The organism is Methylophilus sp. E2MeOHC9 (genome assembly GCF_058744375.1).
Genome location: NZ_CP196024.1, coordinates 1,685,971 through 1,707,414 on the forward strand (window position 1 = coordinate 1,685,971; position 21,444 = coordinate 1,707,414).

A 21,444-nucleotide genomic window follows, 5' to 3' on the forward strand; every position below is an offset into this window, starting at 1 on the left:
TAAACGCATGCTACCGGGCGTCACAGTCGGGTTGTTGTTTGGTGTGTGGCTGTTTCAGCAACAGCCGCGTCTGTGGTCCCTGGGTATGTGGGTGTGCTGGCTGGCCGTATTGCTCCTGAGTGGCTTGCTCGCCTACCGCAGCGCGTTTGCAGGTGCCCGGTTCAATGCTTATCAATCTATCTTCCGTAAACTCTTTGTTGTTTTACTGATCGCAGCGCTCGGCTTTGCCTGGGCGCAATTGCGTGCCTGGCATCGCTTGCAGGCGCAGTTACCCTCAGCGTGCGAGCAGCAGGTGATTGCCGTGCAGGGTGTGATTGTCGGTGTGACTGAGCGAGATGCGCGCGGGCAGCATGTAGACTTTGCCATTGAGCGCAGCTTAAAGGCAGATTGCCCGTTGCCAAGTCGCGTCAGGCTGCATCTTTATCAGCAATCATATCGCGGCGCAGCGGTGACAGCTTCACCTGGCTTGCCGCAATTGCAGGCTGGCGAGCGCTGGCAATGGAGTGTCCGCCTCAAACGTCCGCATGCCACCAGAAACCCGCACGGGTTTGATTATGCTGGCTGGTGCCTGGCTAACCAGATCGGCGCGGGCGGTTCTATAGTGGTGAAGGCCCCTATGCGTAGACTGCAAGCACTAGTCTGGCAGCCAGTTGCTTTGATCGCATACTGGCGCGCAACCGTCGGTGAGCGCATAGAAAAAGTCCTGGGTAATACGCCGCAAAGTGCAGTACTGAGGGCACTGGTGATAGGCGATGACAGCCAGATCGCCAGAGCTGACTGGCAATTGTTTGTGGATACCGGCGTCAATCATCTGGTGAGTATCTCAGGGCTGCATATCACCATGCTGGCTTCTCTCGGCTATGTATTCGTTGGCTGGCTGTGGCGGTTACGCCCGGACTGGGCCTTGCGTATTCCTTCCAGATTGGCAGCAGGCAGCGGTGGTGCATTGGTAGCGATCGCCTATGCTGCGCTGGCCGGATTTTCTATCCCAACCCAGCGTACCCTGTTTATGCTGCTGACCATGATCGCCATGCTGAGTTTAAAGCATCGCGTGCCTTTTTCATGGGTGTTAAGTGCAGCCGTCTGGGTCGTACTGGTGCTTGATCCCTGGGCTGTTATGGCACCAGGTTTCTGGTTATCATTTGGCGCAGTGGCTATCCTGGCTTTTGCGCTGAGTGGCCGTTTGCGGCCTGCGCGCTGGTGGCACAATGCATTGCAGACACAATGGGTGATTACGCTGGCGTTTGTGCCGGTGCTGATCTTCCTGTTCAATCAGTTGTCGTTGATTTCACCGCTGGCGAACGGCCTGGCCATTCCTGTCGTCAGTCTGGCGGTGGTGCCACTGGCCATTGCTGGCGCGATTCTGCCACTGGATTTCCTGTTACATGTTGCCGCCACGTTGTGGGAATGGTGCGCACATGGTCTGTACTGGTTACGACAGTGGCCAGGCGCGGTCTGGTATTTGCCTACGCCTTCCGTGTGGGCGTGGTGCCTGGCGATGGTCGGCATGCTGGTCTGGTTACTGCCACGGGGCTGGCCATTACGCTGGGCCGGGCTCCTGTTATGGTTGCCGTTGCTACTGCCCACGCAACCATCTCTGCAACCAGGCCAGATGCGGGTCACGGTACTGGATGTCGGGCAAGGACTGAGTGTGCTGGTGCAGACCGCCCATCACAGCATGCTGTATGACGCCGGCCCTGCTTACAATGAAGAAAGCGATGCCGGACAGCGCATCGTGTTGCCTTATCTACGCCATCTGGGAGTGCGTCAGCTGAATACCGTAGTGATTTCGCACGATGATAACGATCATTCCGGTGGCATGGCTTCCGTGCTGGCGGGTGTTCCTGCTGGCAAACTCCTGAGTTCGCTCACACCAGAGGCTGATTTTTTCAGGCAAATGCAGGCAATGCTGCACGCACCGGCTTTGTCTCATCAGCCTTGCCATGAGGGGCAGCAATGGCAGTGGGATCAAGTGGTTTTTCGCGTGCTTGCTCCGGCACAAGACGCCACAGCCGAGGTGAAAGATAACAACAAGAGTTGTGTGATCAAAGTGACATCGGCCCACGGCAGCTTGTTGTTGACCGGTGATATTGAGAAAGAAGCAGAACACTGGTTAGTGGAAACCGCCCCGGATCAATTAGCGGCTAGCGTCATCACCATGCCGCATCATGGCAGTAAAACTTCTTCCACACTGGGGTTTGTCAACGCAACGCAGCCTGGTATCGCCATTGCCACGGCAGGTTACCTGAATCGTTTCGGCCATCCCAAAGCCGAGGTGCTTGCCCGCTATGAGGCGCAGGGCACGCAAATACTGCGATCAGACAGGGATGGAGCAGTGCTGATTGATTTTTTATCCGGACACACGCCGGTCGTGCAGCGCTGGCGCCAGGTCGAACCACGCTATTGGGAATAGTCACCGCTGAGAATTGTAACGGTGGCGATACCGGACAAAACTTGCCCTCAGGGCTGGTTAACGCTAAAGTAGCGGAAGTTTAAAAACAACTGGAGTGTTTGCTGTGTGGGAAATCATTTTAGCGGCCGGATGGCCAATCTGGCCTCTGGTTATTGCTTCAGTCATTGCGCTGGCGATTATTGTGGAGCGTTCCTGGGCCTTGCGCGCATCGGTTGTCACCCCAGAGCAATTATTGCCTGAAGTACAAAACTGGCTCAAGCAAGGTGGCGTCACGCGCGAAACCTTAAGCCGCCTCGAAGCACACTCCCTGTTAGGTAAAGTATTTGCCAGCGCACTTGCCAATATCGGTAATTCGCGTGAAATTACCAAGGAAGCGATTGAAGAAACCGGCCGTGCAGTCGCACACAAGCTGGAGCAATACCTGCCGACCCTGGGTACTATCGCCACTGTCGCGCCATTGCTGGGTTTGCTGGGTACGGTGATCGGGATGGTGGAACTGTTTGGTTCGTTTACCAATAGTGGCCACGATGTCGCCCAGTTCGCCCGTGGTATTTCAGTTGCACTCTACAACACGGCTGCAGGTATCGTGGTGGCGGTGCCTGCCATGATTGCCTATCGTTATTTCCGCAGCAAAGTGGACGGTTTCCTGGTGGATATGGAGCAGCAAGCCATCAAGCTGGTCGAAATTATCCATGGTGACCGTAATTAAGCGGTCACCCTTCTAAAGTGATCGTAATTAAGCTGATCGCAATTTAGGTTTTAGGATAGGCAATTTATGAATTTCAAGCGTGGTGTTCGCGACGAAGAATTGGAAATTAACTTTATTCCACTGATTGATGTGTTGCTGGTGATTATTATTTTCCTCATCGTCAGTGCCACTTTCTCACGTACCAGCGAACTGCAAATTAATTTACCGACAGCGGATGCCAGTTCGCCACAGGAAAAACCATTGACCATCACCGTTGAAGTCGACGCCAATGGCCGTTACCTGGTGAATGGCAAAGAAGCGAATGGCGCAGTGGTGTCTGAGTTATCCAGTGCTTTAGCACAGGCCGGTGCCAAGGGGCCTGCGGGCAAAGAGCCGACCATTATTATCAATGCGGATGCCAAGGCCACGCATCAGTCAGTGATCAATATTATGGAAGCATCACGCCTGGCGAATTATACCCATATCACTTTTGCGACCCAGGTGAATTCAAACTAAGTGCACTCAAGTCATGGTGTCACCATTACTTCGTTTCTATTGTCTGTTAACAGGCCCGTCAATTTGGCGGGCTATTTGTTTAGTAAACTTGAAATAAATGTTAGCGCAAGATGCGTCGCAGGGCGCTCGCAAATCAAATGGCGGCTCAATAGGCGCAGTATAGAAGTAGCACTCGTTGATATAACACCGACTTTGTCTTTCCTTAATCGTTTTCCCGAGAAGTGGCATGGCCCGCAAACAGAAATCTGATCAACATAAAATCGTCAATCCCGGCAAGCTCTATCGGCGATTGATCGCTTACGCCTGGGAATACAAGATGCATTTCCTGGTGTCCATGATCGCTACCGCCATCTTGTCTTCCAGCAATACGGCTTTTCTCGCCTTGATCAAGAAAATCACTGATGAAGGCTTTGTAAAAGAATCTTCGCAGGAGATGTTCGCGCTGCCTTTCCTGCTGTTTGCTTTGATGACTGTGCGCGCGCTGGCGGGCTTCTTTTCTTCTTATAGTTTACGTATCGTTGCCCGTCGGGTGGTGGAGAAATTACGTAACCAGGTGTTCTCCAAGCTGTTGATGTTGCCGGTCAGTTTCTTTGATGCCAACTCTAATGGATTACTGGTCTCAAAGCTCACTTATGATATCGAACGTCTCTCTAACGTAGTCACCCGCTCGGCCCTGAATGTGTTGCGCGATGTGCTCACCGTGATCGGGCTGGTGGCATATATGATTTACCTGGACTGGAAACTGACACTGGTGTTTGCCGCAGTGGCGCCTATCATGGGCATGTACCTGGCCCGTTCTACGCCCAAGTTGCGCGCTAATGCCAAAAAAGTGCAAGAGGCGGTGGGCGAGATCACCAAAACGGCAGAAGAAGCGATTTCAGCACAGCGTATCGTCAAGATCTTTGGCGCGCAGGCGTTTGAGAATGAGCGCTTTGCCAACGTGGTGGCGAAAAACCGCACGCTGGAATTACGCACCGCCAGAATCTCCGGCCTGAATAGCTTTGTGATTGAAATCCTGTCTGCACTGGCATTGGGGCTGGTGGTGTATTACGCATTGGGTCAATTCACAGTGGGCGAATTTGCGGCTTTTATTGGCGCGCTGCTGATGCTGATCGCGCCGATCAAACATATCACTGCCGCCAATGAGGATGTACAAGTCGGGCTGGCCGCGGCACAAAGTGTATTTGAACTGATGGACCTGGATAATGAAGTAGAGAGCGGCACTTATCGCCTGGCGCATGCGCGGGGAGAGTTACGTTTTAAAGACGTGACTGTCCGTTACCCGCAAGCCAAGAAGAGTGCTTTAAGCGGTCTGAGTTTTGAGGTGAGTGCGGGCGAGAAGGTCGCTTTGGTAGGCCGTTCTGGTAGCGGAAAAACCACTTTGGTGAATTTGTTGCCGCGCTTTTATGAAGTACAGGAAGGCGCAGTCTTCCTGGATGATGTCGATGTGCGTGATTACCAACTGGATAGCCTGCGCGCGCAATTTTCTCTGGTGAGCCAGGATATCGTGTTATTCAACGACACGCTGTTCAATAACATTGCCTATGGCGCGCTGCGCAATGCCAGCGAAGAAGAAGTCATTGCCGCCGCCAAAGCCGCCAATGCCTGGGAGTTTATCCAGCATATGCCGCTAGGCTTGCAAAGTGAGATAGGCGACCGCGGCGTGCGCTTGTCTGGCGGGCAGCGTCAACGCATCGCGATTGCACGCGCCATCCTGAAAAATGCACCGATATTGCTGCTGGATGAAGCGACCTCTGCACTGGATAGCGAGTCTGAGTTGCATGTGCAGAACGCGCTGGATAGCTTGATGCAAAACCGCACCACGATCGTGATTGCGCATCGCCTGAGCACCGTTGAAAACGCTGACCGTATCCTGGTGATGGATCATGGCAAAATCATCGAAACGGGCTCGCACAAAGAGTTGCTGGCGCTCAATGGCTATTACAACAAGCTGTATCACAAAGAATTTCAAGACGACTGATGTGGCAGGATTGGTTTGAACAGCAATGGCAATATAAAGGGTGGGCGCAATGCCTGCTTTTGCCATTAGCGTGGCTGTTTGCAGGCCTGGCCGCGTTACGTCGAACGCTCTATCGCTGTGGGCTCTTACCCAGCACTCGCTTGCCGGTGCCGGTGATTGTGGTGGGCAATATATCAGTCGGTGGCGTCGGCAAAACCCCGCTGGTGATTTATTTAGCCAACGCATTGCGCGCGGCAGGGTATACGCCCGGGATTTTAAGTCGTGGCTATGGTGGCAAGCAGACTGGCGCAGTCCCTCCAAGTAGTGAGCCTGCCCAATATGGCGATGAGCCGGTGCTGATCGCACAGCGCACCGCTAGCCCGGTGTGGGTACATCCTTTACGCGCAGAGAGTGGCCGTGCTTTATTGCAGGCGCATCCTGAAACCGATGTATTGATTTGCGATGATGGCTTGCAGCATTATGCTTTGCAGCGCGATATTGAAATTGCAGTCGTGCAACGCCCGCATGGTTTGGGAAATGGTCGTTTGCTCCCCGCTGGGCCATTGCGCGAACCTGTGCACCGCTTGCAAACGGTGGATATGGTCGTCGAAAGCGGGCAGTTGCCAGCAATCAACACTACGCTGCCAACCTTCCAGCAATCTTTGCAAGTAGGGGAGTGGACTGCAGTGTCTGATTCTTCTAGCCATATGACCAGTGAGGCGTTGAAGGGGCGACCTTTAGTGGCTATCGCCGGCATCGGGCATCCGGACAGGTTTTTCCAGTCTGTCCAATCCATGGGGCTGTCCTGTGAAACGAAAGTGTTTGCTGATCATCATGCCTATACGCCAGCAGACTTTAGTACGTTAACCGGTAAAACCATTCTGATGACAGAGAAAGATGCCGTAAAATGCAGGCATCTGGGTTTAACAGATGCCTGGTTTTTACCGGTGACTGCTGAACTGACACCCGTTGGGCATCTGCAAACATTCACAGACTGCGTGATCAGTCTGTTAAAACATCGCGAAGGAAAAGTGAAATGAATCCCAAGTTGCTGGAAATCCTGGTCTGTCCGGTCACCAAAGGGCCGCTGGTGTATGACAAACAAAAACAGGAACTGATTTCAAAATCTGCCCGCCTGGCCTACCCGGTGCGTGATGGTATTCCGGTGATGCTGGAAGACGAAGCTCGCCGTTTGGAAGAGCACGAGTTTACCGAGTAAGGCGGGCACGCATGTTTAAGGTTGTGATTCCTGCCCGCTTTGCCAGCAGTCGCTTGCCAGGCAAGCCCTTGCTGAATATTGCCGGTAAACCCATGGTTATCCAGGTGGCTATTCAGGCCAGTAAAAGTCAGGCCAGCGAAGTGGTCGTCGCTACTGACCATGCGCCGATTTTGCAAGTCGCAGAACAACATGGTTTTGCGGCTGTCATGACCCGGGATGATCATCCTTCTGGCACCGACCGGATTGCCGAAGTGGTGCAAACCATGGGGTGGCCTGATGAGACGATAGTGGTGAATGTGCAGGGCGATGAGCCATTAATCGATCCTTCGTTGATCAATGAAGTGGCGCTGGCGTTAGCAAGTGATACACAAGCGGTCATGGCAACGGCTTGCCATCCTATTCATGATATCGCTGCGTTTGAAAACCCTAATGTGGTTAAAGTGGTGTTAAACACGCATGGGCAAGCGCTGTATTTCAGCCGCGCACCTATCCCTTATCCACGTGATGCTGAATATCGGGACAATGTGACTGCGCATAGACATATCGGCATTTATGCCTATCGTGTCGGTTTTCTCAAGCAATATGCCAGCCTGCCTGTGACGAAACTGGAACAAGTGGAAAGCCTGGAGCAGTTACGTGTGCTGTATCACGGTTACCAGATAGCGGTGACTGTGACGGATAATGCACCGGCCAGTGGTGTGGATACACAGGCGGATCTGGACAGTGTGCGCGAGATCTTTGCTGGATTTAAAGAATAAACATTTCAGCCTGGTATTGAAGTCGTGTGTATGAAAAAAGCCTCACAATGTGAGGCTTTTTACTTTGTAAGACCTATGTGAAATGATTGCTTAGTTTTTTTGGCGACGCAATGCAATGGTGCCCATCAATGCCAAACCAATAAACATCATGCTGTAAGTTTCTGGTTCTGGTACTGGTGTGCTAACTGCTGTCGTTGTGTAGCTACCTGTGTAATTACCGCCGCCAGCCAGGTTGAATTTCAATGTGTAAGTCCCAGCGGCAAGGTTTGAGAAGCTAAATGTATATCTAGTCAGGTCAAGGTCATGCAGAGGTAAGACGATAGGTGAGTATGTGAATGTATCATCCCCATCGATGCTGAGTGTAGCACCAAAAAAACCGGAGTTGGTCGTATTCAGGAACCTGAAGCTTGGATCCAGAACGCCGGTCAGATCGAAGTTGCCACCGGTGTAAGAGATAGTGACTTTGCTGGTCAATGCGTCAGTTGTACCACGTAGGTCAGTACCACTGAATGTTGTTGTAGTAGCAAAAACAGAAGTGCTGGCTAACATTAAAGCTGCGGCAAGTAATTTTTTCATGATATATGTCCCTGATTAACGAGGTTTACTGGATTTGTTAATGTGGCAATCATAGCGATGCGGACTATGGAATGAAATAGCCCGTTAGGGTCAGTTGGAAGATTTACAGCAGGGGTCAGGTTCTGAAAATGAAATACACCGCGCCAAGGATGCATAAGCCCGCCCACAGGTAATCCCATTTCAGCGGCTGTTGCATATAGAAAATAGCAAAGGGGACAAAGATCACCAGCGTGATCACTTCTTGCAGGATTTTAAGTTGTGCCAGATTGAATTGAGTAAAACCTATGCGGTTGGCCGGTACCTGAAACAGGTATTCAATCAGCGCAATGCCCCAGCTGATGAGTGCGGCAATAATCCAGGGTTTGCTGCTGAGGTTTTTGAGGTGGCCGTACCACGCAAACAGCATAAACAGGTTGGATATGCTGAGCAGGATAATGGTTTTAAGCAGTGTAAAACTCATTGGTTTTGCTGGTCTGGTCTCGGGAATGGCAACTTGCGTACAAGCTGCCATCGTGAGGTTTGAATAGTAGCTTAAATAGCGGCTTCGCCAGTTTCACCTGTTCTGATACGGATCACTTGTTCGACGGAGGTCACAAAAATCTTGCCATCACCAATCTTGCCGGTATGGGCCGCTTTGATAATCGCTTCAATCGCGTTATCCAGCATATTTTCAGCCAGCACCACTTCAACTTTGATCTTAGGCAAAAAATCCACCACATATTCTGCGCCACGATATAGCTCGGTGTGACCTTTCTGGCGACCAAAGCCTTTGACTTCTGTCACGGTGAGTCCGTTGACACCAATCGCTGACAAGGCCTCGCGCACTTCATCGAGTTTGAATGGTTTAATGACGGCTTCAAGTTTTTTCATATGTGCTCCGTGGTTAACTTTTAAAACATTCTACGCAACCACTGCTTTTAATTCAAATGCCGCAGTTGCTAAATGGCCAAAGGGTTTCAAAATGTCAGTTGGCAAGTGATCGGGTAGCGGCGGTCTTTACCAAAGCCGCGTTCGGTAATCCGCACACCTACCGCAGCCTGCCTGCGTTTGTATTCGTTACGGTCTATCAGGCGGGTGACCCGCTCAACATCAGCGCGGGCAAAGCCCTTTTTGATAATACTTTCTATGCCTTGGTCCTTTTCAACATAGGCTTCCATGATGGCATCAAGTATTTCATAGGCGGGCAAGCTGTCCTGGTCGGTCTGGTCTGCGCGTAATTCTGCACTAGGCGGGCGCGTGATAATTCTTTCCGGAATCACCTGCCCCAGGCTGTTACGGTAGTTTGCCAGTTTATAGACCAGTGTTTTAGGCACGTCTTTGATCAGTGCAAACCCGCCCGCCATATCGCCATACAAGGTGCTATAGCCGACGGCAGTCTCGGATTTATTGCCGGTGGTGATCACCAGGTGGCCGAATTTATTGCTGATAGCCATCAGCAACATGCCACGGATACGCGCCTGCAGGTTTTCTTCGGTGGTATCAAATGCTTTACCGGTGAATTCTTCAGCCAGCGTTTCGCAAAAACCGTTGAATAAGGGTTTGATCGGCAATACGCTGTATTCCACATCGAGCAGCCTGGCCATGTCGGCGGCATCTTGAATGCTGATGTCCGCGGTAAATTCTGAGGGCATCATGACCGCTTTGACACGTTCTTTGCCCAAGGCATCCACCGCAATGGCCAGCGTCAAAGCTGAATCTATGCCACCTGATAAACCCAGTACCACGCTTGGAAACCGGTTTTTATCCACATAATCTTTCAGGCCCAGTTGCAAGGCTTGGTAAACAGTCGCTTCTACTGATGCATGCTCGCTGATGGCTGTTGCCGCTGGTTGATTTTGCGCTAGTGTGAGGTAAGCCAGGCAATCTTCAAACATGGGCAGTTCCTGCATGAGTTCGCCCTGGCTGTTCATGGCGAATGAGGCGCCATCAAACACCAGCTCATCTTGTCCGCCCACCATGTTGGCATAAATGATCGGCAGGCCGGTTTCCTGGATGCGCTCACGCAAGACCTGGTAACGGGTGTGCTGCTTGTGCAGATGGTAAGGTGAGGCGTTGATGACCAGCAGCACTTGCGCGTTTGCCTGTAAAGCTTGTAGCGCAGGGGCGGGCTCCCAGATGTCGGCACAGATTAAAACGCCGTAACGCGTACCTTGCCATTCAAAAACCACCGGCAAATCGCCCGCTTCAAAATAACGTTCTTCATCAAACACGTTATAGTTGGGCAGGTGGTGTTTGTGATAGGTCGCCTGGATGCGTCCTGAGTGGATCACCGAAGCAGCGTTGTAACGCTTACCGGCGATTTCATGCGGATGGCCGATCACCACGGCCAGGTCAGAAGGTAATTGTTGTTCCAGCCACTTTAATGCGCGTTGATTGGCGGCGTAAAAATCCTGCCTGAACAATAAATCTTCGGGGGGATAGCCGCACAAGGAGAGCTCCGGTGTCAGTAACACGCTGGCGCCTTGGTCATAGGCCTGTTTGGCCAGCTCCAGAATGCGTTCGGCATTTTTCTGCATGGCGCCTACCATGCTATTCATTTGGGCAATGGCGAGTTTCATGCAACCGTCATTCAGTATTTGCCACCCGCGGCTTTGATCAGCTCGACCATGGCAGGGTTCTGCGCCTTGAGCGCATAGACATAAGCAGTCAGGCCATACTGGTCACGTGTTTTGACATCAGCACCATGCTTGATCAGCAAATCTGCCATATCAGGAGAGTTATTGCTGACGGCCAAATGTAGCAGTGGTGTGCCTTCGCTATCTTCATGGTCGATATCCGCTTTGCGCTCAAGCAGGGCTGCCGCGACTTCCTTCTGGTCTTTTTTCACCGCCCAGGTCAAAGCGGTCCATTCATGCTCATCTTCCTCATCCACTTTCGCGCCGTTTTCGAGCAAGGTGATCACCGCAGGCGTAAAGCCTTCCCTGGCTGCGATCATTAATGCGGTCGTGCCGAGTTTGTCTTTCAGGTTAGCATCTGCACCATTTTTGAGGATAGTAGTGATGGTAGGTACATTGCCACTTTTCGCGGCATACATCAGCACTGTTTTGCCATCGCTGGCGCGTACATTGGCATCAAAACCTTTGGCTATGATCAGGCCGACGATTTCGCTATAACCAGAAGTGGCGGCCAGGCCTAACGCACTCCAGCCATCCGGGTCACGGACTTTCACATCCGTGCCTTTGTCCAGCAACACTTTAACGGCATCGAGGTTGTTTTTCTTGGCGGCGAACATGAGGGCGGTCCAGCCGCCCTGGTCTTTGGCATTGATGTTGGCACCGCTTTCTAGCAGGGCACGTATCACTTCTGCCTGATTTTTACGTGCGGCATACATCAATGGCGTGATTTTTTCAGCATCTGTCACATTAGGGTTGGCGCCGCTTTTCAGCAGGGCTTTCACGGTGGTGATATCGCCTTTAGAGGAGGCGATCAGCAGGTAAGAAATATCTGCGCCGCTGTCAGCACCTGTTTTTTCTGTGGCTGCCGCTTCAGGCGTTGCTTTGTTTTTGTGCTTGCTGGCGGCTTGCGCATTCAACGAAAGCCCCAGTAACAAAGCAGCGCATAACCACAGGCTAGAACAGAATGTTGTCCGGGGAATACGCTTCATGCTGTCTCCTGATAGTTTATTTTGCAGCACGTTGAATCGCTGCCAGTACCGCTTCACCCAGCCCGGCGGGTGAGTCAGCCACCACACAGCCTGCAGATTCCAGCGCGGCGATCTTGTCTTCCGCGCGGCCGGAGCCGCCGGAGATGATGGCGCCGGCATGACCCATGCGTTTGCCTTTAGGCGCGGTTAAACCCGCAATGTAGGCTGCCACAGGCTTGGTCACATGGTGTTTGATATAGTCAGCCGCGGCTTCTTCATCGCTGCCACCAATTTCACCGACCATGATGATTGCTTCTGTTTCAGGGTCGTTCTGGAATAACTCCAGGCAATCAATAAAGTTCAGGCCTTTGATCGGGTCGCCACCAATGCCGACACAAGTGGTTTGACCTAATCCCAGTGCAGAGGTTTGATGCACGGCTTCATACGTTAATGTGCCGGAGCGCGAAACCACGCCCACTTTGCCACGCGTGTGTATGCTGCCCGGCATAATGCCGATTTTGCACTCATCCGGCGTAATCACGCCCGGGCAATTAGGCCCAATCAGTTTGGTGCCATTGGCACGCAAGGCGGCTTTCACATTCAGCATGTCCAGCACCGGAATACCTTCGGTGATGCAGACGATCAGTGCAATGCCGGCATCTGCCGCTTCCAGGATGGAATCGGCGGCAAATGGCGGCGGTACATAAATCACGCTGGCATTTGCCTGGGTTTCTTTCACCGCTTCACGCATGGTGTTAAACACAGGCAGGTTTAAATGTTGCTGGCCGCCTTTACCGGGCGTGACACCACCCACCATTTGCGTGCCATAAGCCAGTGCTTGTTCGGAGTGGAAGGTGCCCTGTTTGCCGGTAAAGCCCTGGCACAATACTTTGGTATTTTTATTGACTAAGATCGCCATGACTACACACCTTCGCTTACTGCTTTAACGGCCTGTTCGGCCCCATCGGTCAGGCCATCTGCCGAGATAATATTCAGGCCGCTTTCGCGCAACATTTGTTTGCCCAGTTCCACATTGGTGCCTTCCAGGCGTACCACTACCGGAATGGTCATGCCGACTTCTTTCACCGCCGTGATAATGCCGGTGGCAATGATGTCGCAGCGCATGATGCCGCCAAAAATATTCACCAGGATGGCTTTTACGTTCTGGTCAGCCAGGATGATCTTGAAGGCCTTGGTCACGGTTTCAGCCGTGGCACCACCGCCGACATCGAGAAAGTTGGCAGGCATGCCACCATGCAGTTTGATCAGGTCCATGGTCGCCATGGCCAGGCCAGCGCCATTGACCATACAGCCGATATTGCCGTTGAGGGCAATGTAATTCAGGCCACTGTGATGCGCTTCGGCTTCTTTGGTATCGTCTTGTGACCAGTCGCGGATTTCCGCAAATGGCTTCTGACGATACAGTGCGTTGTCATCCACGGTCATCTTGCAATCGAGTGCGACCAGTTTTCCTTCTGTGGTGACGATTAGCGGGTTGATTTCCAGCAAGGATAAATCGTTATCCTTGAATAATTTGTACAAGCCTTTAGCCAGTTTGGTGAATGCCGCGATCTGGTCGCCGCTCAAGCCCAGGCCAAATGCCAGGTTACGTGCCTGGTAATCTATCAAGCCGTTCAATGGGTCGCAGATTTCCTGCAGAATCTTGTCCGGCTGCGTCGCCGCGATTTCTTCGATATCCATGCCGCCCGCGCTGGAAGCGACCATCACCACGCGTTCCAGGCTGCGGTCTACCAGCATGGACAGATACAGTTCACGCGCAATCGGCAATGTTTGCTCCACCAGCACCTGGTGTACCGGCTGGCCATCAGGTGCATTCTGGTAAGTCACCAGATGTTTGCCCAGCAGGCCGCCCGCAACCGTTTGCGCTTCGAGTGCCGATTTCACTACTTTCACGCCGCCCGCTTTACCACGGCCACCGGCATGTACTTGCGCTTTGACCACCCAGGCTTCGCCGCCCAATTCTTTGGTGGCTGCAGCAGCGGCTTCTTCGGATTGGACTACCAGACCGGCTGGGGTAACTAAACCGTACTTTTGCAGTAATTGTTTAGCCTGATATTCGTGCAGATTCATGAAAATAAACTGTTTTTATGATTAAGCTGTCATTTTGGCGCAAATGCCTACTCAAAGCTAGGCTGCAAACAAAAAAACCGCAGCTAAGTGCGGTTTTTTTATTGGATATGCCTTGCTGGCGCTTACAGGTCTTCCGCCCAGGCATTGCCATAGACTTTACCATTGCGCGACAGGATCAGCATCTGGTACATGCTGATGATCCACATATAGGTAGAAGCCAGGCTATAACCCATACCGCCTATGATGGTGAGCCAGGCAAAATGCGGCGACCATTTGGTCAGCCACCAGGACATGACATCGGCGATCAAAAAGGCAAACGGGAAACCGATGGCGATCACTTTAGCCGTTTTTGGCACATTCACCGCAAAGCTGAAAATCAGGCCTATAAAAAAGAAAATGAAGCTGATGCCAAACAAATGGATATGCGACACCCTGGTCAGGCCACTGATGGTGGCGCCTTCATTGACTTCCGCGCGGGCTTTCACTTCTTCATATTTGGTGAAGTCAGGAATACCCGGGATATTGCTATGGCACATGACACAGTGCTGGGCAAAAATAGGTTTGTAGTGTGACTCCCACTGGTCTTGCGGTGCACCCAACTGCGCCCATTTGATAATGTCCTGGCGTACTTCCAGTGGCGCTTTGTCAGACATGGAACCATTTAACTTGCTCGCGAGTTTGGTGCCGCTGCGGTCACCATAATAGCTGTACACGATATCGTTGACGGATAAACCAAATTTACCGTCCGCCATGCCGTGTGTGAGCATGATTTGCAAACCAGCCATACACAAGCCAACGCCTACCACCAGCAAATAACCGACAAACAGTGCTTTGAGTGGCAATGGAAGATTAGGCAGGTTTAGCCATGGTAATGTTTGAGACTCTTGTTTCATTACGTTCCCTAGGTAATCTGAATGATGAAAGTGTTAAACGCTAATTGTTTGAATTTTTGGCAAGCATACCATCGCCTGATAAAATCCTAAAACAGAAATATTCCTTCGCTATGGGAAATCAAGCATTGCGGCTTCCACTGGTATAATCCAGCCTTTCAATTCCAGTAGGTTTTATCATGCGCTTAGTGGTTCAGGGGCCTGCCATCAGTATGGCTCATCTCACGCATATCCATGGCCTGGTCGGCGGCTATACCCAGTTCGCGCAAGTCGCTGAACATGCATATTACCTGCCGGTGGCCGAGGGCGATTATCTTGAAGTAAAAGCATTTTGCGCCAGCCAGCAGATCGATTGCGCGCTGGTAGATGATGCCCATAGGCTGCAAAAATTTGGCCTGTGTGTGATGGATATGGATTCAACCCTGATTTCAATTGAATGCATCGATGAGATTGCAGACATGATGAACCTCAAACCACAAGTCGCTGAGATCACTGAAGCCGCCATGCGTGGCGAGCTGGATTTTTCTGCCAGTTTGCGCAAACGGGTGGCTTTGCTTGAAGGTTTGCCAGAGACTGCTTTGCAACAAGTGATTGAGCAGCGATTGCGTTTTAATCCTGGCGTCCAGCACTGGATAGCAACCTGCAAACAGCACGGCATTAAAACCATGGTGGTATCCGGCGGTTTTACCGTGTTTGCCAACTATGTGAAACAGACATTGGGACTGGATTACGCCGTTTCCAACACCCTGGAAATTGTAGATGGCAAGCTGACCGGGCAAGTGCTGGGTGATATTGTCGATGCCCAGCGCAAAGCCGATGAATTGATCAGGCTACGCGACCAGCTAGGGTTAACTGCCCAGCAAACCATTGCCATTGGTGATGGCGCCAACGATCTGACAATGATGGCTGTGGCCGAGGTCGGCGTGGCTTACCATGCCAAGCCGGTAGTACAGCAACAAGCCAGGTATGCATTGAATGTTGTCGGGCTGGATGGCGTGGCGAATTTGCTGGCAACTTAGCATCGCAACAGATAAAAGAAAAATGCCCCTGACATGCCAGGGGCATATATAAGGTTATTGCGCAAAATCAGTAGAGACTGAAATATGCTGCCATTTTGCTAACTCAGACAACACTGACTGACTTTTCTCCTGAATTTTGGCGATGGTGTCAGAACCCAGTGGCAAGCGCACCGGTGGCTCATCACTATCGGCCAGCACCAGCATTGCCTCGGCCAGTTTTTTAGGATCGCCCAATTGTTGATGGTTGGCTCCCGCCATTAATTCACGCATTTCACCTACGGTTGCTGCATAGTCAGGATATTCAATCACTGTTTTGACTAATGAGCTGGCATCCAGAAAATCTGTGCGGAAGAATCCGGGTTCTACCACGGTGGCTTTTACACCCATAGGGGCAAGTTCATAAGCAAGCGCTTCGGTAATTCCTTCAACCGCAAATTTAGTCGCACAATAGACGCCCCAGCCTGGGTAAGAAGCATAGCCACCTATCGACGAAATATTAATCACCAGCCCGCGCTGTTGACGACGCATGTGTGGCAAGGTGGCGCGTGTCACATGTAGCAGGCCGAACACATTGGTCGCGAATAGCTGTTCTACTTCTTTGGCGCTTGACTCTTCTACCGCGCCTAGTAAACCGTATCCGGCATTGTTAACCAACACATCAATCCGGCCAAATTTTTTAATGGCGCTATCAATCGCAGCATGTACCTGGGTTTCATCGGTGACGTCCAGGGCGATGGCTAACAGATTAGCTTGCTCTCCCAAGGCAAGCGTGGTTGTTTCCGGTTTGCGGGCAGTGGCAACCACAGTGTCGCCACGAGTTAATGCGGCTTTAGCGATTTCCAGCCCCAGGCCACGGGATGCGCCAGTGATTAGCCATACTTTGTGAGGGGTATTAGTCTGCATTTTAAATCTCCTTTGTTGATGATGTGCAATAGTGCAGGACCAAGTGTAGGCATTTACATTAAGGTAAAATAGACCCATAATTATTGATTAATTGGCAACTAAAAGTTGATAGTGATGGAGCACCTGAAAGCGCTGGAAACATTTGTACAGGTAGTCAGTGCCGGTAGCTTCCGGCAGGCTGCGCTTGTACAAGGCGTGGCGCCGCAGGCGACCAGCAAGGCTATCAAGCAACTTGAAGCCTCACTGGGAATCAGGCTGTTACATAGAACGACACGAAAACTGAGCTTGACCGAGGAGGGCGAGCAATTGCTGGCACAGATTGCCCCGGCTTTCTCACATATTCAGTCCGCCGTTAACGAGCTGCAAAATGCCAGCCACGAAGTGGGTGGTACATTGAGAGTGACCGCACCGCGCTCAATCGGCGCCAAACTGATTTTGCCGCTGATCGCCGAGTTCATGGCTTTGTACCCGGATTTACGGGTGGAGTTTGAGCTGGAGGACAGGTTAACCGACAGTGTCTTGCAACGGGTAGACGTCGGTTTTCGCATGAGCGCGGGCATAGAGCGCAATGTGGTCGCCAGGCGGTTGCTGGAAGTCTCGCAGTGGGTATGTGCATCACCGGCTTATCTTGAAAAGTACGGGGAGCCGCTTAGCTGGGAAGCATTGTCAGCGCATCGCTGTACCGGTTTCCGGCATGTGAATAGCGGTAAAGTCATGTCCTGGGAACATGAGTTAAAAGGGGAGGTCACTTATACTGACTTTAGACCATATCTTGCAACCAATGACCTGGATGCAGAATTGCAAGCCGTTGTTGCTGGCGTTGGCATCGGGCAGATCCCCAGTTTTATTGCACAGCCTTTGGTTGCGTCAGGGCAGCTGAAACATATCTTAAAAGCCTATCAAACTGAGCGTATCCATTTATTCATGTATTACCCGCAACGCAAGCATTTGCCGCAACGCTCACGACGATTCATTGACTTTATGATGCAAAAGCTAGCTGGTTGAAACACATGTTTTGCAAGAATTAGTTTTTTGCCGTATGGCGGTTGGGCCAGTCCAGTGGCTGGCAATGAAATAATGCATTGATTTATTTTTACTTTATTTGTAAGTAACGATTGCAATTGTTGCATTTAAAGTGCATAGTGTGCGCACGCGAAGTTCAAGCATTGTTGTTTTCTCTGGTGTATCTTTCGGTTCTATCGTTAATCCCACTACCTTGACCCTCGCCCTAAAATAGGGGAAACCCTTTCATAATTTAAGGAATTCAAATGGCAACAGGTGTTGTAAAGTGGTTTAACGATGCAAAAGGTTTTGGTTTCATTACTCCGGACGACGGTGGTGACGACTTATTTGCGCATTTCTCAGCTATTCAATCAGGCGGTTTCAAAAGTCTTGCTGAGAATCAGCGTGTTTCTTATGAAGAAACAACTGGTCCTAAGGGTAAACAAGCATCTGAAATACAAGTAATTGCTTAATTACATGTGTTTGGGTGATTAACCCTCGCTATAAAGCCCGTTTGTACGGGCTTTTTTGTTTTTATTTTAAGGAAACCGCATGGCTAAAGAAGAATTGATTGAAATGCAGGGCGCTGTGACCGAAATCTTGCCGGATGCACGTTATCGCGTCACGCTCGAAAATGGTCACCGGCTGATTGCCTACACCGGCGGTAAAATGCGCAAACATAAAATACGTATTCTGGCTGGTGATAAAATCACCATTGAAATGTCACCATATGATATGGAAAAAGGCCGTATTACTTTCCGCCATCTTCCACCAAAAAGACCTGTTTAATCCGGCCTCAGAAGGTGTCTGCGTTTAAATAGGCGAGTTCTGCTTCGGTAAAACCTGCCCGTTTACGTGCTTCCATATTAAAAGGCGGCCGCAGTTTTGGCGCCTGGTATTGCTGACGCAATACTTCAAATGTCTCCAGTAAATCCAGCCCTTGTTGATCACATAAGAATTGGAACCAGCGGTTACCAATGGCGACGTGACCGATCTCATCACGCAAAATAATATCCAGAATAGCTGCCGCCGCATGGTCACCGGCCTGCGCCAGTTTATTTTTTAAAGGCGGTGCGGCATCCAGCCCACGTGCTTCCAAAGTCCTCGGTACCAATGCCATGCGCGCCAACACGTCGGATTGTGTTTTTTCGACCATCTCCCACAAGCTGTTATGGCCATCAAAATCGCCGTAATCAAAGCCCAGGGTTTGCAGATGTTGCCGCAGTAAGGTGAAATGATAAGCCTCTTCTTTAGCCACCAGCAGCCAATCGTTGTAATAGTCAGCAGGCATATCAGCAAAGCGCCACACGGCATCCAGTGCCAGGTTAATGGCATTGAATTCGATATGTGCTAGTGCATGGATCAGTGCGGCGCGGCCAGCAACGGTATTCATGGCGCGGCGTTGAAGTAGCCGGGGAGCCACTAATGCCGGCCTGGCAGGCCGGCCAGGAATACTGGCTTCAGCGACTAATTGCAGTGATGGATGTAACTGCAAGTGACCAGCGTGCTGGCTTTCCCACAGCGATTGCACTTGCGTGCATTTCAGTTGCGGGTCACTGAGGGTCAGTGCTTGCAGGGCGAGTGTTCTCAGGCAAAGCGTCATAGCACTCGAATTTTACAGTGAATTGGCTGCCGGTGTCGTGTGTCACCGGATGTTCCAGCCCGTGGCTGATATTAATGCTGGCATTGTGATGCTCGGCCACTTCGGCCACAATCGCAAGGCCCAGGCCGCAGCCATTGCCCTGGTTGGGGTTCAGCCGGTAAAAACGCTCAAAGATACGTGCATTTTGTTCTGGCGGAATGCCGATGCCGCTATCGGTGACTTGCAGCAATACATACTTCCCGCTCTGCCACAGCCTGATCTGAATCAGTCCCTGCGGGTGAGTGTATAGAATGGCATTTTCCAGCAGGTTGTTTAGCATTTCAGACAACATCAAGGCATCGCCCCACACGTGGTCATGCTGCGTTTCAATCAATACCTCGAGTTCAAGGTCTTTATCAGTGGCGGGGCCTATCCAGCGAGCGCATTCCTCGTAAATAATACTGGTCAGTGACACAGCTTGAAATTTTAATTGTGTAGTGGCTGCGTCTGTCCTCGCCATACTCAGCAAGCGCTGGATCAAATGGGAAAGACGGGTGGTACTACGCAACATAAAGTTAAGCGGTTCTTTCACCGAGTCCGGCGGATCGCTGCGCAGCGCCAGCTCTGCCTGCGTCTGCAATCCGGCAATCGGCGTGCGTAACTGGTGTGAGGCATCAGCAATAAATTGCTGCTGTTGCTGTAAGCCGGCGGTGACTCGCCCTAACAGGGCATTCATCGCCTGGATCAATGGTTGCAGCTCCAGCGGAGGCGAGTTTGTATCCAGCGGACTCAGGTCGCGGTATGAGCGTTCATGCAAGGATTCTTTCAGGTCGTGCATGGGTTTGAGTGCAAAGTAAATCCCCAGCTCTATCACAATGGCAGCCAGAATCATCATCAGCACTTGTGGCAACAGCATTTCCTCCACCATTTCAGCCACCATGGCATCACGTTTTGCCGTGGTTTCTGCCATGCTGATCAGGATGTTGCGTGCATTCGGTTCCGTGCTGACCGGCAACGCAAAGGTCACTACCCGGATAGGCTCGCCTTTGTAGATGCTATTGTAATAAAACTCCTGATTGCCGCCAGTGGGGGACGAAGGCAGGGGCAGCTCGGCTTCCCCAAACACCAGTTTGCCATCCGGCCCGGTGATGCGGATGTAGATATGGTCGCCCTCGTTATAGCTGAGCAAATGGCTGGCGACTTCAGGTAATTCAATTTTGACTTCATTATGCTCATCGACGATCACTTCATCAGACAGCGCGAGTACGGTACGCAAGAGGGCCTGGTCGTAAGCCTGGGTGGCGTAATGCAAAGCACGCGAATAGGAAATGGCGGCTGAAATGCCCAATACCACCAGCATGGTCAATAACAGCCACAACCGTAACTGGTTTTTAAGCGAACGCGGTGTTGCCATCATAACGGCGTGTGTTCAGCTTCCAGCATATAACCCAGGCCGCGTACGGTGCGGATGCGCGCGCCACTGGGTTCGATTTTTTTGCGCAACCGGTGGATATATACCTCGATCGCATTATCGCCGAGTGACTCATCCCAATTGCAGAGTGATTCCATGATCTGTTCTTTGGCAATGATTTTGCCCATGCGCATCATCAGGGTTTCCAGCAAATGCAGTTCGCGCGCGGAAAGTGTGATCGCTAGATCATTAATACTGGCCAATTTGTTCGGCACATCCAGTTTCAGGTTGCCGCATTGCAAGGGCAAGTTGTTACCGAATTTACTACGGCGTATCAGTGCGCGTACACGCGCCTCAAGCTCTTCCAGGTGAAAGGGTTTGGTCAGGAAATCATCCGCCCCCAGATCCAGTGCCTGCACGCGGGTAGCTACGTCTTCGCGTGCGGTCAGGATGAGCACGGCCACCGGGTTGGATTGCTGGCGCAGATGTGACAATACCTGTGTGCCATCCATGGTCGGCAAACCCAGGTCAAGAATCACCAGGTCATAGACGCCATCCTGAATCGCACGTATCGCCTGCTTGCCATCGGCCACATGATCCACTGCATATTCAGCCTGCGTCAGCACACGCACCAATCCGTTTGCTATGACAAGATCATCTTCAACAATTAATAAGCGCATTTTCTTTGCCTACCCATATAAACGAATGCAGTGTACTCCAAATTATCTGTCTTTTTTTGTTTGTAAGTTGAATGTAAGGCGAGGCGCGTATTGTGCAATTGTGGCGACACGGAATAGAAAGTCACCGTGCGCGTGTAGTTGAATAAAGCACTA

Annotated in this window: 23 protein-coding genes; 11 read left to right on the plus strand and 12 right to left on the minus strand. The window is 51.4% G+C overall.

Annotation, left to right across the window (positions count from 1 at the left end; genetic code table 11):
- Positions 1-7 precede the first annotated feature (7 nt).
- The 7 genes from ACSSVF_RS08115 (at position 8) to kdsB (ending at position 7,554) form a co-directional block, all read left to right on the plus strand.
- Complete coding sequence (locus ACSSVF_RS08115; protein WP_492402701.1) at positions 8-2,413, plus strand: DNA internalization-related competence protein ComEC/Rec2; 2,406 nt, start codon at positions 8-10, stop codon at positions 2,411-2,413.
- A 103-nt stretch (positions 2,414-2,516) separates the two neighbouring features.
- Positions 2,517-3,122: a MotA/TolQ/ExbB proton channel family protein gene (locus ACSSVF_RS08120; protein ID WP_442584351.1), complete on the plus strand. Its 606-nt coding sequence runs from the start codon at positions 2,517-2,519 to the stop codon at positions 3,120-3,122.
- A 66-nt stretch (positions 3,123-3,188) separates the two neighbouring features.
- Complete coding sequence (locus ACSSVF_RS08125; protein ID WP_492402704.1) at positions 3,189-3,617, plus strand: ExbD/TolR family protein; 429 nt, start codon at positions 3,189-3,191, stop codon at positions 3,615-3,617.
- 226 nt (positions 3,618-3,843) lie between these two features.
- A complete protein-coding gene (gene msbA / locus ACSSVF_RS08130) occupies positions 3,844-5,598 on the plus strand; it encodes a lipid A export permease/ATP-binding protein MsbA (RefSeq protein ID WP_492402706.1) in 1,755 nt (584 codons plus the stop codon).
- The gene (gene lpxK, locus ACSSVF_RS08135) at positions 5,598-6,617 is read left to right on the plus strand and encodes a tetraacyldisaccharide 4'-kinase (protein WP_492402708.1); all 1,020 of its coding nucleotides are present in this window, start codon (positions 5,598-5,600) and stop codon (positions 6,615-6,617) included. Before msbA ends, lpxK begins: the two co-directional genes overlap by 1 nt.
- Positions 6,614-6,796 carry a Trm112 family protein gene (locus ACSSVF_RS08140; RefSeq protein ID WP_492402710.1) on the plus strand — a complete coding sequence of 61 codons (183 nt, stop codon included), beginning with the start codon at positions 6,614-6,616 and terminating at the stop codon, positions 6,794-6,796. Before lpxK ends, ACSSVF_RS08140 begins: the two co-directional genes overlap by 4 nt.
- Positions 6,797-6,807: 11 nt before the next feature.
- Positions 6,808-7,554 carry a 3-deoxy-manno-octulosonate cytidylyltransferase gene (gene kdsB / locus ACSSVF_RS08145; RefSeq protein WP_492402712.1) on the plus strand — a complete coding sequence of 249 codons (747 nt, stop codon included), beginning with the start codon at positions 6,808-6,810 and terminating at the stop codon, positions 7,552-7,554.
- Between the two features lie 90 nt (positions 7,555-7,644).
- On the opposite strand, the gene ACSSVF_RS08150 is transcribed toward kdsB, so the two are convergent.
- From ACSSVF_RS08150 to ACSSVF_RS08185, 8 genes are all read right to left on the minus strand, one after another.
- A complete protein-coding gene (locus tag ACSSVF_RS08150; RefSeq protein WP_492402714.1) occupies positions 7,645-8,130 on the minus strand; it encodes an FxDxF family PEP-CTERM protein in 486 nt (161 codons plus the stop codon).
- A gap of 115 nt (positions 8,131-8,245) precedes the next feature.
- Complete coding sequence (locus tag ACSSVF_RS08155) at positions 8,246-8,590, minus strand: DMT family protein (protein ID WP_492402715.1); 345 nt, start codon at positions 8,588-8,590, stop codon at positions 8,246-8,248.
- Positions 8,591-8,661: 71 nt separating this feature from the next.
- Complete coding sequence (locus ACSSVF_RS08160) at positions 8,662-9,000, minus strand: P-II family nitrogen regulator (protein ID WP_325242023.1); 339 nt, start codon at positions 8,998-9,000, stop codon at positions 8,662-8,664.
- Positions 9,001-9,086: 86 nt separating this feature from the next.
- Entirely contained in the window at positions 9,087-10,688 is a 1,602-nt protein-coding gene (locus ACSSVF_RS08165; protein ID WP_492402717.1) for an NAD+ synthase, read from the minus strand.
- Positions 10,689-10,699: 11 nt separating this feature from the next.
- Positions 10,700-11,734, minus strand: a complete 1,035-nt coding sequence (locus tag ACSSVF_RS08170; RefSeq protein WP_492402718.1) for an ankyrin repeat domain-containing protein — start codon at positions 11,732-11,734, stop codon at positions 10,700-10,702.
- A 16-nt stretch (positions 11,735-11,750) separates the two neighbouring features.
- Positions 11,751-12,632, minus strand: coding sequence for a succinate--CoA ligase subunit alpha (sucD, locus tag ACSSVF_RS08175; RefSeq protein WP_492402720.1), 882 nt, complete (start codon positions 12,630-12,632; stop codon positions 11,751-11,753).
- A 2-nt stretch (positions 12,633-12,634) separates the two neighbouring features.
- Positions 12,635-13,804: an ADP-forming succinate--CoA ligase subunit beta gene (sucC, locus tag ACSSVF_RS08180; RefSeq protein ID WP_492402721.1), complete on the minus strand. Its 1,170-nt coding sequence runs from the start codon at positions 13,802-13,804 to the stop codon at positions 12,635-12,637.
- 122 nt (positions 13,805-13,926) lie between these two features.
- Entirely contained in the window at positions 13,927-14,697 is a 771-nt protein-coding gene (locus ACSSVF_RS08185) for an Aq_1264-related membrane protein (protein ID WP_492402723.1), read from the minus strand.
- A gap of 176 nt (positions 14,698-14,873) precedes the next feature.
- On the opposite strand from ACSSVF_RS08185, the gene serB reads away from it, so the two are divergent.
- The gene (gene serB, locus ACSSVF_RS08190) at positions 14,874-15,713 is read left to right on the plus strand and encodes a phosphoserine phosphatase SerB (RefSeq protein ID WP_492402724.1); all 840 of its coding nucleotides are present in this window, start codon (positions 14,874-14,876) and stop codon (positions 15,711-15,713) included.
- A 54-nt stretch (positions 15,714-15,767) separates the two neighbouring features.
- Here the strand turns inward: serB and ACSSVF_RS08195 are convergent, their stop codons facing one another.
- Positions 15,768-16,616, minus strand: a complete 849-nt coding sequence (locus tag ACSSVF_RS08195) for an oxidoreductase (RefSeq protein WP_492402726.1) — start codon at positions 16,614-16,616, stop codon at positions 15,768-15,770.
- A 114-nt stretch (positions 16,617-16,730) separates the two neighbouring features.
- Here ACSSVF_RS08195 and ACSSVF_RS08200 point away from each other — a divergent pair, with 114 nt between their 5' ends.
- The 3 genes from ACSSVF_RS08200 to infA all read left to right on the plus strand — a co-directional run bounded on the left by ACSSVF_RS08200 (position 16,731) and on the right by infA (position 18,407).
- The gene (locus ACSSVF_RS08200; protein WP_492402728.1) at positions 16,731-17,621 is read left to right on the plus strand and encodes a LysR family transcriptional regulator; all 891 of its coding nucleotides are present in this window, start codon (positions 16,731-16,733) and stop codon (positions 17,619-17,621) included.
- A 263-nt stretch (positions 17,622-17,884) separates the two neighbouring features.
- Positions 17,885-18,091 carry a cold-shock protein gene (locus ACSSVF_RS08205; RefSeq protein ID WP_442584336.1) on the plus strand — a complete coding sequence of 69 codons (207 nt, stop codon included), beginning with the start codon at positions 17,885-17,887 and terminating at the stop codon, positions 18,089-18,091.
- A 79-nt stretch (positions 18,092-18,170) separates the two neighbouring features.
- The gene (gene infA, locus ACSSVF_RS08210; RefSeq protein WP_442584335.1) at positions 18,171-18,407 is read left to right on the plus strand and encodes a translation initiation factor IF-1; all 237 of its coding nucleotides are present in this window, start codon (positions 18,171-18,173) and stop codon (positions 18,405-18,407) included.
- A 7-nt stretch (positions 18,408-18,414) separates the two neighbouring features.
- On the opposite strand, the gene ACSSVF_RS08215 is transcribed toward infA, so the two are convergent.
- From ACSSVF_RS08215 to ACSSVF_RS08225, 3 genes are read right to left on the minus strand one after another with little or no spacing between them, the layout of a single operon-like run.
- Positions 18,415-19,221, minus strand: a complete 807-nt coding sequence (locus tag ACSSVF_RS08215) for a ferritin-like domain-containing protein (protein ID WP_492402730.1) — start codon at positions 19,219-19,221, stop codon at positions 18,415-18,417.
- Positions 19,172-20,617: a sensor histidine kinase gene (locus ACSSVF_RS08220; RefSeq protein WP_492402731.1), complete on the minus strand. Its 1,446-nt coding sequence runs from the start codon at positions 20,615-20,617 to the stop codon at positions 19,172-19,174. The genes ACSSVF_RS08215 and ACSSVF_RS08220 overlap by 50 nt, the downstream gene beginning before the upstream one ends.
- A complete protein-coding gene (locus tag ACSSVF_RS08225) occupies positions 20,614-21,291 on the minus strand; it encodes a response regulator (RefSeq protein WP_442584332.1) in 678 nt (225 codons plus the stop codon). Before ACSSVF_RS08225 ends, ACSSVF_RS08220 begins: the two co-directional genes overlap by 4 nt.
- Positions 21,292-21,444: the final 153 nt, after the last annotated feature.